This is a genomic window from Desulfocicer niacini, assembly GCF_054657595.1.
Map to the genome: position 1 here is coordinate 70,287 of NZ_BAAHYK010000020.1, position 13,003 is coordinate 83,289.

The 13,003-nt window shown below is 47.7% G+C and carries 12 protein-coding genes; 10 read left to right on the forward strand and 2 right to left on the reverse strand.

Annotated features, from left to right (window positions below):
- Window positions 1-93 precede the first annotated feature (93 nt).
- From xdhA to ACYQ2M_RS12525, 6 genes are all read left to right on the forward strand, one after another.
- Window positions 94-2,403: a xanthine dehydrogenase subunit XdhA gene (gene xdhA, locus ACYQ2M_RS12500; protein WP_459916681.1), complete on the forward strand. Its 2,310-nt coding sequence runs from the start codon at window positions 94-96 to the stop codon at window positions 2,401-2,403.
- Entirely contained in the window at window positions 2,396-3,274 is an 879-nt protein-coding gene (xdhB, locus tag ACYQ2M_RS12505; RefSeq protein WP_459916682.1) for a xanthine dehydrogenase subunit XdhB, read from the forward strand. Before xdhA ends, xdhB begins: the two co-directional genes overlap by 8 nt.
- Complete coding sequence (gene xdhC, locus ACYQ2M_RS12510; RefSeq protein WP_459916683.1) at window positions 3,271-3,753, forward strand: xanthine dehydrogenase subunit XdhC; 483 nt, start codon at window positions 3,271-3,273, stop codon at window positions 3,751-3,753. Before xdhB ends, xdhC begins: the two co-directional genes overlap by 4 nt.
- Before the next feature lie 93 nt (window positions 3,754-3,846).
- Window positions 3,847-4,320: a hypothetical protein gene (locus tag ACYQ2M_RS12515; RefSeq protein ID WP_459916684.1), complete on the forward strand. Its 474-nt coding sequence runs from the start codon at window positions 3,847-3,849 to the stop codon at window positions 4,318-4,320.
- Window positions 4,321-4,327: 7 nt separating this feature from the next.
- Window positions 4,328-4,903 (forward strand): DNA-3-methyladenine glycosylase I, encoded by a 576-nt coding sequence (locus tag ACYQ2M_RS12520; protein ID WP_459916685.1) that lies wholly within the window; start codon window positions 4,328-4,330, stop codon window positions 4,901-4,903.
- 24 nt (window positions 4,904-4,927) lie between these two features.
- On the forward strand, window positions 4,928-5,650 hold the full coding sequence (locus ACYQ2M_RS12525) for an EI24 domain-containing protein (RefSeq protein ID WP_459916686.1): 723 nt from the start codon (window positions 4,928-4,930) through the stop codon (window positions 5,648-5,650).
- Between the two features lie 240 nt (window positions 5,651-5,890).
- Here the strand turns inward: ACYQ2M_RS12525 and pepN are convergent, their stop codons facing one another.
- The gene (pepN, locus tag ACYQ2M_RS12530; protein WP_459916687.1) at window positions 5,891-8,506 is read right to left on the reverse strand and encodes an aminopeptidase N; all 2,616 of its coding nucleotides are present in this window, start codon (window positions 8,504-8,506) and stop codon (window positions 5,891-5,893) included.
- 132 nt (window positions 8,507-8,638) lie between these two features.
- On the opposite strand from pepN, the gene ACYQ2M_RS12535 reads away from it, so the two are divergent.
- The 4 genes from ACYQ2M_RS12535 (at window position 8,639) to rfbC (ending at window position 11,963) form a co-directional block, all read left to right on the forward strand.
- Window positions 8,639-9,190, forward strand: a complete 552-nt coding sequence (locus ACYQ2M_RS12535) for a hypothetical protein (RefSeq protein WP_459916688.1) — start codon at window positions 8,639-8,641, stop codon at window positions 9,188-9,190.
- Between the two features lie 21 nt (window positions 9,191-9,211).
- Window positions 9,212-10,267, forward strand: a complete 1,056-nt coding sequence (gene rfbB, locus ACYQ2M_RS12540; protein ID WP_459916689.1) for a dTDP-glucose 4,6-dehydratase — start codon at window positions 9,212-9,214, stop codon at window positions 10,265-10,267.
- Window positions 10,268-10,503: 236 nt separating this feature from the next.
- The gene (rfbA, locus tag ACYQ2M_RS12545; protein WP_459916690.1) at window positions 10,504-11,394 is read left to right on the forward strand and encodes a glucose-1-phosphate thymidylyltransferase RfbA; all 891 of its coding nucleotides are present in this window, start codon (window positions 10,504-10,506) and stop codon (window positions 11,392-11,394) included.
- Window positions 11,394-11,963, forward strand: coding sequence for a dTDP-4-dehydrorhamnose 3,5-epimerase (gene rfbC / locus ACYQ2M_RS12550; RefSeq protein ID WP_459916691.1), 570 nt, complete (start codon window positions 11,394-11,396; stop codon window positions 11,961-11,963). The genes rfbA and rfbC overlap by 1 nt, the downstream gene beginning before the upstream one ends.
- A gap of 84 nt (window positions 11,964-12,047) precedes the next feature.
- Here the strand turns inward: rfbC and ACYQ2M_RS12555 are convergent, their stop codons facing one another.
- Window positions 12,048-12,767: an alpha/beta hydrolase gene (locus ACYQ2M_RS12555; protein ID WP_459916692.1), complete on the reverse strand. Its 720-nt coding sequence runs from the start codon at window positions 12,765-12,767 to the stop codon at window positions 12,048-12,050.
- Between the last annotated feature and the right edge of the window lie 236 nt (window positions 12,768-13,003).

Consider the following 13,003-nt stretch of genomic DNA (forward strand, 5'->3'; position numbering starts at 1 on the left):
GCGGTGAAACTTGGATTTCTTTATTCGTTCCATAAAGACGGGTTCATTTCCCTCAAATTATAAAATTTGCGGTCCAAAGGAGACAGGTCAATCATGGCAGTCGGTAAATCAGTAAATCGTGTTGATGCAATGGCCAAGGTCACCGGGCGTGCAAGATACACCGAAGATTTTTATCACCCGGATATGCTGGTGGCAAAATATTTCAGAAGTAGCATTGCCCATGGCCGGGTGACCGCCATAAATGCTAAGAAGGCTGAAAATCTTGACGGTGTCCATGCCGTATTCACCTATAAAGACGTTCCTGAAAATAAATTTCCCACCGCCGGTCACCCCCTGGCCCTGACAGAGGATCATAAGGATGCGGCAGACCGTCTTCTGCTGACCCGGGATGTCCGGTTCATGGGAGATGAAATCGCCATTGTCGTGGCCGAAAACGAACTGGTGGCCAATGAAGCACTCAAACTTATTGAGGTCGCCTATGATGAGTACCAGCCCCTTATCCTTCCTGAAGATATCCTGGAAGAAAATGCAAGGCAGATCCATGAAGGGTCATCCAATATTGTGGGTGAACACACCTATACCTTTGGCAATGACGTGGATCAGGCCTTTGAAAAGGCCGATCATGTGGTTGAGGGCAGTTTTCGCACCGCCATGGTCCAGCATTGTCATATTGAAAATCATATTTCCCATGCCTACATGGATGATCTTGATAAGATTGTCATTGTTTCATCCACCCAGATTCCTCATATTGCACGTCGAATTGTGGGAGAGGTTCTCAATATTCCCTTGAGCCGTATCCGGGTGATAAAACCATTTGTCGGCGGAGGATTCGGCAATAAGCAGGATGTCATTTTAGAGCCCATGGTGGCCTTTTTGACCCTTAAACTGAATGGCCGGGCCGTTCAGATCAACCTGTCCCGGGAGGAATGTATGATAGGCACCCGGACCCGGCACCCCTTTTATATTGATGTCAAAACAGGTGTCATGAATGACGGTACCATTGTGGCCAGACATATGGATGTCATTTCCATCACTGGCGCATATGCCTCCCACGGCCATTCCGTTGCAGCTGCCGGCGGCAGTAAGCAAAGCTCATTATATCCCAGGGCAGCAACCTCCTTTCATGCACGGACCCTTTATGCCAACACACCGGTGGCGGGAGCCATGAGAGCCTATGGATCGCCCCAAATCATCTACGCCCTTGAATGCGCCACAGAGGATGCGGCCAGGAAAATAGGCATGGATTCCGTTGAATTCAGGCTGAAAAATGTTGCCCGCCAGGGTGATATGAATCTGTTGTCCGGCAAAGAAATACTCAGCTGCGGCCTTGCCGATTGTCTGATAAAGGGCAGAGACTTTATTGGCTGGGATGAAAAAAAGAAAGAGTATGAAAAATTTAAAATCGGACCGGTGAGAAAAGGGCTGGGCCTGGCCTGCTTAAGTTATGCCTCGGGCACCTATCCTGTGTGTGTTGAAATTGCAGGTGCAAGAATCGCCCTGAATCAGGACGGCACGGTCCATGTCATGGTGGGTGCCACTGAAATCGGGCAGGGGTCCGACACGGTGGTGGCCCAGATGGTGGCCCAGACCCTGTCTTTTTCCTATGAAAATGTCCTGGTGGTCCAGGCCCAGGATACCGATGTCACTCCCTTTGATACCGGGGCCTATGCTTCAAGACAGGCCTATGTGGTGAGCAATGCCGTGTTCAGGGCAGCTACGGATCTTCGGAAAAAAATACTGGACCATGCCGCAGTCATAACAGATAGCGATGTTGCCGGCCTGGATATTGTGGACGGCAATATCGTGGATACCCGTAAAAGCGTACAGGTCATGGATATGAAAACCCTGGCCATTGACAGCTTTTATCACAAGGAACGTGGCTGCCAGCTTACTGCTGAAGCCTCTTTTAAAGCCACCACAAACGCCCCGGTGTTTGGCTGTACCTTTGTGGATATCACCGTGGACATCCCCCTTTGTAAAATTAAAATCAACCGGATGATCAGTGTCCACGACTCCGGGGTGATCATCAATCCGGTCCAGTCCGGGGGGCAGATCCACGGCGGCGCCTTCATGGGCATTGGAGCGGCCCTTTCCGAAGAGCTGCTCATTAATCCAAAGACGGGATATATATACAATAACAATCTTTTGGATTATAAATTTCCCACATTTACCGATGTGCCCCCCATTCACCATGATTTTGTGGAAACATTTGAACCAACTTCAGCTTACGGCAATAAGGCCTTAGGAGAACCGCCCGTGATCTCACCGCCTCCGGCCATCAGAAATGCCGTTCTGGATGCCACAGGCCTTTGCATCAACTCTTTACCCCTGTCCCCCCACACCTTGTTCACCGCATTCAAGGATCATGGCCTTATTGATGGAAAAGGAGGGAGCAATGTTTGACATTTCAAGCCATAAAAAGGCCGGTTCAGTTAAAGAAGCCATCTCCCTTTTAACGGAAAACCCCGATGCAAAACTCATCGCCGGCGGCACGGATGTATTGATCAAACTTCGGGAAGGCAAAAAACAATTTTCACACCTGGTGGATATCCATGGCTTAGGAGAGCTGAATTTTATTAAAAAAGATGGGGACAACACCATTGTCATCGGTTCGGGTACAGTCTTTTCCCAGGTGATTGAATCCGATATCATCAATACCCATATCCCCATGCTTGTGGATGCCGCACAAAGTGTGGGCGGTCCCCAGATTCGAAATATCGCCACCATTGGCGGCAATATCTGCAACGGCGTCACCAGTGCTGACAGCGCCTCGCCTTTATTTGCCCTGAATGCGGTATTATCCGTTAAGGGCCCTAAAGGTAGTCGTGACATTCCCATTGCAGACTTTTACCTGGGGCCGGGCAAGGTGGACCTTAAACACGGAGACGTTCTCATAGCCATTAAAATCTCTTCAGAAAACCATGATCATGCGTTTGGCTGTTATTATAAATATGCCATGCGCGATGCCATGGACATTGCCACCATTGGCTGCGCCGTTAATTTGAAAATAAAAAAGGGCAGGTTACAAGATTATCGCATTGCCTTTGGTGTGGCAGGGCCTGTGCCCATGCGTTGCCACAGGGCGGAAAATATGGCCAGGGGGCAGGCCCTGTCATCCAGGTTGATAGAGGACATATCCCAAGCCGTGACCAAAGAGGTGACCCCCAGAACCTCCTGGCGGGCTTCCAGAGAATTTCGGTTGAATATCATTACCGAACTTGCAAAAAGGGCCACAATCAAGGCATTGAAGCGGGCCGGGGAGGAATTACCATGACAGATGGATATTTCAGACAAATCTCTTTCACTATTAACGGCCGGGAAAGGACACTTAGGGTTGATATCCGGAAATCCCTGGCCGAGGTCCTCAGGGAGAATTTAGGGCTTACCGGCCTCAAGCAGGGATGCGGTGTGGGCGAGTGCGGTGCCTGCTCTGTCATGGTGGATGATGTGTTGGTGGATTCCTGCATTTACCTTGCCCTGTGGGCGGAGGGAAAACAGATCCGGACGGTGGAAGGTGAAGCCAGGGACGGCAAGCCATCAAAGGTTCAGCAGGCCTATGTGGATGAGGGGGCGGTTCAATGCGGTTTCTGCACCCCGGGTTTCATCATGGCCACCACCTCTTTTGTAGAAAAATGTAAGGGCAAAGATGTCAGTCCCGGAGATATTCGAAAAGCCCATGCCGGAAATTTATGCCGGTGCACCGGGTACCAGAATATTTTTACGGCCATTGAAAAAAGCATTGAATCCGATTAAGATGCGCTGACTTTTTTAATCCTTCGGTAATAATCGGGTCAACTCCTTTTTTGTGGAGAGTTTTACCTGGTTACAAAAAAATATGAGGATCCAATGAACAGAGAACCCACAGTCCCCCCCGTGGAAACATGGGAATTTTTTTCCGCCTGTATCCATTACCTGGGAAAGGCAACCTTGACATCCCTGTTTCAAAGGGGAGAGCGACAGATAGAAAGATGGTCTGCAGATCCAAAAACATCGGGCAGTCAGCGCAATCCCATCGACAGATACGAGCAGCTGTTGAAGGAACTCATGGATAAAAATCAGCTGGATATGGCCCGTTCTGCGGTGGGCAGGCAAGCCCACCTTGTGGGTTGTGAACTGGTGGAAAAAGAGATGCCACGCCCGGACAAGGAGAGCCTTGAACTTGAGATTATTGATGATTTACAGATAAAAAATGATTATGATAAGGTTCTCCTTGATCCGGATGCCACCCAGGGCCAGTGCCGCATGGCCATGGAGGCGTTCATCCGGGAGTTAAAGGAAAATTATGTTAAAAAATGCCAAGACAATAACTGGATACCCTGACCCTTCCATGAAAAATAGATGCAAATGGTGTGGAACCGATCTTTTGTATATAGCTTACCATGATGATGAATGGGGTGTTCCCGTTCATGATGACAGGCTGTTGTTTGAATTTCTTATTCTGGAAGGTGCCCAGGCCGGTCTGAGCTGGCTGACAATCCTTAGAAAACGAGAGAATTACAGAAAGGCTTTTAATGGCTTTGACTGCCATAAAATTGCCAGTTATTCCCAGGAGGATATAACCCGTCTTTTAGCTGATTCAGGCATTGTCCGCAATCAGCTCAAGATTAAATCGGCCATTCGGAATGCCCAGGGTGTTATTGACATTCTGGATGAATTCGGCTCATTGGATGCATATTTCTGGCGTTATGTTGAGGGTATTCCCATACAAAATCAATGGAAATCCATGGCAGAACTTCCGGCAAAAACAAAAATATCAGAAATGATGAGCAAAGATTTAAAAAAACGTGGATTCAATTTTGTCGGTCCGACAATCTGCTACGCATTTATGCAGGCAGTGGGTATGGTAAACGATCATACAACCGATTGTTTTCGGCACAAAGAACTGAGCACACATAAAATCTAATTTTAGAAACAAAGGATAGTAACAATGGGGTTTATTAAGGGGATTATCTATAATTTAAGAGGTCTCTGGATGGGAATAAAAACCCCCAGACTTTTGATGCTGGGGATGTTGCGGTTTATTATTGTTGTTTTCATTACCATGGCCCTGGCTGGGTCCATTCTGGTCTGGCATCGGGAAATACTTAACATGATATGGACCATGCCGGAATCCGGATGGCTGGTATATGTCTGGACGGCCCTTTCCTGGATTCTTTCCGTCTTTCTGGCCATGGTGTCAAGCCTTGTGTCTTATATCATTGCCCAGCTTTTTTTCTGCGTGTTTATCATGGATCTCATGTCCCGGATCACGGAAAAAATAATCCGGGGCGGTCAACAGGGGCCTGGTGAAAAAATATCCCTTATGGGAACTTTATTCCATCTGATCCGTCAGGAAATCCCCCGGGCCATGATTCCCATGTTTTTGATGCTTATGTTGACCATTGTGGGTTTTCTAACCCCCCTGGGACCGGCGGTGGCAGTGCTATCCGCCCTTGCAGCAGGTATTTTTCTAGCTTGGGATAACACTGATCTGGTACCGGCCCGGCGCATGGAGACCTTTGGAAAAAGATTTCGGTATTTGAAGAAAAACCTTTTGTTTCATCTGGGATTTGGAATCTGTTTTCTCATTCCCTGGTTGAACATATTATTTTTGTCCTTTGCTCCTGTGGGAGCCACGCTTTTCTTCATTGAAACCGTGGATAATCAGTAAAGGGCGCATTCCCATTTTTTCAATTGGGTCACAATAGCTGGTCTTGGTCATAAGATGGGTGATTCTCATCATTGGGGGGGGGTGACCCCCACCAAGGGTGGCGCATCTTATGACCAAGATCAAATTTTTTTTATATGAAAAGGCAGCCTCCAAGGCAACCTCAGCAGAGCCGCCCTCCCCGATGGGCAATCGGAACCGGACAATTGAGCTGTCTACCGTTCTGGTTTGTGCCCATTTTTATCATTGGCCCAGCGCCCGGGAAACAATCTCATACACATCCCGGGAAAGCCCGGGAACCGCATGAATTCGTTGCAACTCTTGCTGCATCAATCCACGACGACTTTCATCATAACGACGGTAACGGTTAAAGGCCGACACCATGCGGGCCGTAACCTGGGGATTTATTTTATCCAGATGAATGACCTGATCTGCAAAGAATCGGTATCCCTCCCCATCTTTCTGGTGAAACACAAAGGGGTTGCCCATGCCGAAAACCCCGATGAGGGACCGGATGCGATTGGGGTTTTTCCAGTTAAAATCAGGATGCTGACACAGGGCTTTTATACGCCCAAGGCTACCGGGCCTGGTGGCAGCCGCCTGGGCACTGAACCATTTATCCATGACAAGGAGATCCGTGTGCCATTTTTGATAGAATTGATCCAGGGCCATGTCTGTCAAAGGATCATCCATGTCACATAAAAGTGTCAGGACCGCAATTTCCATGGTCATATTACCGGCGGACATGAAATGATCATGCATCATTTTTTTATAAGTCGGGGTATCAATGCTCGCCAGGTAAAACAATATCGCATTTTCAAGGCTTCTGTCCGCCATGGCAGCATTGGAAATATCCTTTGGATCTGTTTTGGAACACTTTTCGAGGGTGTCCAGCAACTGGCTTTCAAGGGCTGTGGCAATGCTTTTTCTCAGAAATTGCCTGGCCGCATGAATGGCATCCACATCAATAATATCATATTTTTCCCCGATCTCGTTCTCGTCGGGTAGGGTGATGGTTTTTGCCGTTAATGCCCTATCCTGGCCAGTATCCTGAAGAGCCTTTTTAAAAGCATCCACCAGGTGGGCAGACAGCACAAGTTCGCTCTGGTTCTGCCCGGCGGACATAAGTCTGTCAATTTCCCGGAAATAAAGCTGCTGGGCCGCATCCCAACGATTAAAGGCATCGGTGTCATAGGCCATGAGAAAGGCAAGTTCTTCATGGGTCAGATCACTGTCTATAATCACAGGTGCAGAAAAACCCCGGAATAAAGAGGGGATGCTCCCCTCTGGAACACCATCAAACACCCAGGTGTTTTTATCTGATTTCAGCTCCAGCAGGCTTTGGTCCGGCGGGGTGATCTCTTTACCGTTTTTGTCCAGAAGGCCGAAACGCACAGGAATGTGAAGGGCTTCTTTATTGGTCTGGTTATGATCCGGCAAAGTTTTCTGGGAAAGTGTCACACAAAGCTGTCGGGTATCTTTGTCATATGTGCGGGTTATGCTCACCCGGGGAGTACCGGACTGGGAATACCATAGCCGGAACCGGGATAGATCCACCCCCGAGGCATCTTCCATGGTCTGGACAAAATCCTCTGTGGTGACAGCCTGCCCGTCAAACCGTTCAAAATAAAGATCCAGGGCGTTTCTGAAGGTTTCTTTGCCGAGGATTTCAAAAATCATGCGGATGACTTCCGCACCTTTCTGGTAAACGGTCATGGTGTAAAAATTATTCATTTCAATGTAGGCCTCCGGTCTCACCGGATGGCTCATGGGGCCTGCATCTTCAGGAAATTGAAGGGTTCTTAAACTTTTTACATCTGATATGCGTTTGACGGCCCGGGAGTTTAAGTCCGAGGTGAACTCCTGATCCCGGAACACGGTCAACCCTTCCTTGAGACTTAACTGAAACCAGTTTTTCAAGGTAACCCGGTTCCCGGTCCAGTTGTGAAAATACTCATGGCCGATGACGCCCTGGATATTCATGAAATCCAGGTCCGTGGCAGTTTCCGGTCGGGCCAGAACATATTTGGAATTAAAAACGTTCAAGCCCTTGTTTTCCATGGCTCCCATGTTGAAATCATTCACGGCCACAATCTGGTACAGGTCCAGATCATATTCCAGGCCGAAACGCTCCTCATCCCACGCCATGGACTGCTTTAACGACTTCATGGCATGGTCGCATTTGTCCTTATTTTCCGCTTCCACATAAATATGAAGGGTGATATCCCGCCCCGAGCAGGTGGTGAACTGATCTTTTATGCACACCAGATCCCCTGCCACCAAGGCAAAAAGATAACTTGGTTTTTTAAAGGGATCTTCCCATTTTACATAGTGCCGATTATCTTTAAGGACTCCTTTGTCCACCAGGTTGCCGTTGGACAACAGCACTGGATATTTGCCTTTGTCTGCGGTGATAACACAGGAAAACCGGCTCATGACATCGGGGCGGTCGGGGTAGGCAATGATTTTTCTGAAACCCTCTGCTTCGCACTGGGTGCAGAAGGTGCCGCTTGATTTATAAAGTCCTTCCAGTGATGTGTTTTTATGGGGTTTTAAACGATTTTTAATTTCCAGGGTAAAATTTTCCGGTACCCTGTTCAGTTTAAAATATGTCTTTGACACCTCGTATTCCCCGGGCAATAATACCATGTCACCAGCAACCACATGGATAATATCGGGTTCTTTGCAGTCCAGCACCAGGGGCGTATGCTCCCCGGCCTGTTCGTTGTTTCGTCGAATCTTCATAAAAGAGGAAACAATTACTTCCTCCTCGTAAAGATCAAACTGGAGATCAATGCTGTCAATCCAGTATGCCGGGGGCCTGTAGTCTTTTAGATATTTAGTTTCATGTTTTTTCATAATAAACATTAATTATTACTGAAAAGGGCTTTTGTCAAAGATAAATGCATCAAAGCCATTGAATTTTTTCTTGATTTATGTCAGATATGAGTTTTTTAAGATCGTTATCAATCAAACAGGAGAAAAATAAAAATGAGCGACAATTCAGATGTTACGCTGTTCAGCGGGGGACACCGGGGAGCCGAGGCGGAATTTGGAAAACTGGCAGAACAGTTCGGTATCAACGAGGTGAACTTTTCCTTTGAAGGTCACAATATTGAGCGTACCCGGGGCGTGAAAATGCTTTCCGAGGAGGATCTGAAAAAAGGAGACATCAGCATGGACATCGTATCCGCCCGCATGGGAAGAAAATTTTCCCGGGTGGATAAAATAAGAAAGGTGTTTCAGTCCATTTTTCACATGGTAAACAGAGGATACCAAGTGTTTGTGGTGGGCTGGATTCTCCCAGACAACACTGTGAAGGGGGGGACCGGATGGGGAGTGGAACTGGCACGACTTTTCAATCGTCCGGTATTTGTCTATGAGCAGGATCGACAGGCATGGTTTTCCTGGATTGACAATACATGGAAAGAGGTAAGTCCCACCATCAGCCACAAGACCTTTGCTGGCACCGGTACCCGGAATCTCACCGATGATGCAAAAAAAGCCCTGGCGGACCTTTACAAAAAATCCTTTAAAGAATAGGCATTTAAACAGGTGACATCCATGAAAAACATGCTGATAACCGGCGGAAGCGGATTTATTGGGTCTAATTTCATACGCTACCTGTTAAAGGAATCCGGATTCACCGGCAGGATCATTAATGTGGACAAGCTAACATATGCCGCCAATCCCGAAAGCCTTAACGATATTCAAGCTGACTTTCCGGATCGATACCTGTTTGAAAAAGCCGATATCTGTAATCCCCGGGAAATGGACCGCATCTTTTCCAGCCATGGCATTGATGCGGTGTGTCATTTTGCGGCGGAATCCCATGTGGATCGCTCCATAATATCTCCCGAGGTATTCATAGATACCAATGTCAAGGGCACATTCACTCTGCTTGAATGTGCCAGAAAAAACATGTCCAGCATCTCATTGTTTCACCATGTCAGTACCGATGAGGTGTACGGCACCCTGGGAAAAACAGGCTATTTTACCGAAACCACTGCTTATAAGCCCAACAGCCCCTATTCGGCATCCAAGGCGGCTTCGGATCATCTGGTCCGGGCCTACCATGAAACCTATGGTATGCCCGTGACCATTTCCAACTGTTCCAACAATTATGGACCGTTTCAGTTCCCGGAAAAACTCATTCCCTTGATGATTTTAAATGCCATGGAAGGAAAACCCCTTCCCGTTTATGGGGATGGCACCAATATCCGGGACTGGCTGTATGTGGAAGACCACTGCAGTGCCATCTGGTGCATCATGGAAAAGGGAAAGAGAGGCGAGACCTACAATATCGGCGGTGAGTGTGAAATGGAAAATCGGGATATAGTGGAACGGATCTGTGCACTCATTGATAATACCGGCCACAGGGCATCTGGTGTAGCGCACAGCCGGGATTTAATTGCCTTTGTCAAGGATCGACCCGGTCATGATTTCAGGTATGCCATAGACTGTACCAAAATTAAAACCGATCTGGGATGGTCCCCCAGGGAATCCTTTGACACGGGCATTGAAAAAAGTGTTGCCTGGTATCTTGATAATCTTGACTGGGTGGAACGAATCAAGTCCGGGGCGTATCTTGACTGGATTAAAACCCATTATAATGCATGACTCGTCAGTCATAAGTTCTCCAATTTGCCACCACATAATGCGTTTTTTTAAAATTAAAACCAACGCATGTGGTCTAAAAAATGAAACCTTAGGACTCGTGAGTTCATGAAATAACCCGGGATTTATCACAACATTGTCTGAAATTGCAAAACTAAATCTCCATCACGCAGCCTTAAAGACAATCACATTTTCCACAAGACTGGCTGGTGATAAAATTCCATAAAACGGAGACATGCATGAAGGGACTAATTCTGGCAGGGGGATCAGGAACACGCCTCTATCCCATTACCAAGGCCGTGAGTAAACAACTGGTGCCGGTGTACGACAAACCCATGATCTATTATCCCCTTTCCGTTCTTATGCTGGCGGGTATCCGGGAGATCATGCTTATCTCAACCCCGGTGGATCTGCCCCGGTTTAAAGAGCTGCTCGGCGATGGTTCCAGCATCGGGCTTGAAATTTCCTATAAGGAACAGCCCCGGCCCGAGGGTATTGCCCAGGCCTTTGTTCTTGCAAAAGAGTTCATTGCAGACCAGAGCGTTACCCTTATTCTTGGGGATAATATTTTTTATGGCTCCAGACTGCAGGATGTTTTAAAGGAAGCTGTCACCATGAAACAGGGCGGGCTCATCTTTGGATACCCGGTGAGGGACCCCGAACGATATGGTGTGGTGGATTTTGATCCATCGGGTCAGGTCATGGGCATTGAAGAAAAACCCCTTCATCCCAAATCCACCTATGCGGTGCCCGGTCTTTATATTTATGATAACCAGGTGGTGGATATTGCCGAAAACCTAAAGCCTTCCCCCCGGGGGGAGCTTGAAATCACCGATGTCAACAATGTATACCTTAAGAAAAAACAACTCCGCGTAGAGTTACTTGGAAGAGGATTTGCCTGGCTTGACACCGGCACCCATGAGGCCCTCCAGCAGGCCGCCGCCTATGTACAGGCTGTGCAGAACCGGCAGGGTATGAAAATCGCTTGCATTGAAGAAATTGCCTATCGGTTGGGGTATATCAATGACAGCGCCTTGAAATCCCTGGCTTCTGATATGCTGAAAAATGATTATGGACAATATTTGATGGGACTTTTAAAGGATAAAAGACCCAGAGGAGAGGGACTCTGATGGGGGTACGTTTCACCGAAGCTTCTTTGAAAGGAGTCTATGTTATTGAGCCTGATGTGTTCGGGGATGCCCGGGGATTTTTTCTGGAAACCTGGCAGGAAAGTAGATACCAGGAATCCGGCATCACGGCCCGGTTTGTCCAGGACAACCATTCCCGGTCGGAAAAAGGGGTGATCCGGGGTCTTCATTACCAGCTGAAACATCCCCAGGACAAGCTTGTCTATGCCGTTCGGGGAACCATATTTGATGTGGCGGTGGATCTGCGTAAGGACTCAGAGACCTTCGGACAGTGGACCGGGTGCATCCTTTCCGATGAAAATAGAAAACAGCTGTTTGTACCCAAAGGGTTTGCCCATGGATTTTCTGTTTTAAGTGATGTGGTGGACGTCACTTACAAGTGCTCGGATTATTATGCACCGGGGGACGAGTATGGCATCTTGTATAATGATCCGGATCTGGGCATTGACTGGCAGGTGGATCTTAATACGGCCCTGGTGTCGGATAAGGATCTTGTTCATCCCTGTTTGAAAGACGTGTCCGTGGAGCATTTATTTACTATGATACAATAATAAATTATGAACATGGTATTATGTCGCCCCCAACGGTCACCCGATCCGTTCCCGGACTGTTGGGAGCTCTGATGTCTAAATTTTTTATGGCTTTGTTTTCTCAAAGCAGGCCTTTACCCACCGTGTTACTTCCCGCTCAAATTCTGCCTGATGGGAACTCTCCGACATCTGGTGATCTCCATTTTTCTGAATAATCAGCTTTTTGGGATCACCGGTTTTTTCATATATATTTTTGCCGTTTTCAACGGGGACAATGCTGTCATGATCGCCATGAAAAACCAGCACATGGTCAAGTAGGGGCAGAATATCCGTTAAATCAAACAGCAGGTTTTCTGTGAAAAAACTCAGGGGCAGGGCGGGGCGATCTGCTGTGGCTTCTGTGGGTATGTTTTTGATGGTGGTACTGTCCACCGGGGCAGCACACAGTATGGCACCTCTGGGATGAACCCCCAAAGATAACAGTTCTTTCCATGCGGCAATACAGGTCGCACCGCCAAGACTGCTGCCAAACAGCATGATTTCCCGGCGGGTTTTCCGCAGCGCCCAGAGATAGTCCACTCCATGGATAACATCCATCACCCGGGTTTTAAGGGAGGTGTCCGTCACAAAGTCACCTTGGCTGTTACCGCATCCCTGGTGATCAAAGCGCATAAAAGCCACACCCATTTCCGGAAGGATTCGGGCAAGAAGTGTCTGCTTGGCTGAGTCCATGGACCCTTCCAGGCCATGGGAGCCCACCACCACAGGTGGTTGTTCAACATCCGGGAGATGCAGTTTTCCCTCAATTTTTTTATTTTGACTCATGAATTCAACAGCTAGTGTTTTCATGCTTGTTTTTATGGCATACATGCTTTATAATTTCAAGCTTTTATTGGGCTTGGTTCACACACGTGCATGACCTCTTGACAGCAGCAAGAAAAAGAGGAAGCAACAGCGATGACCAGGCTCTTTTTTTAACCGGGAAAGAAAAGGATGTGCCAGGAATATATCAGGGTTTTTCATCTTTATTTTCCCACTGACGCGTGGGGCTTTAAAAAAAC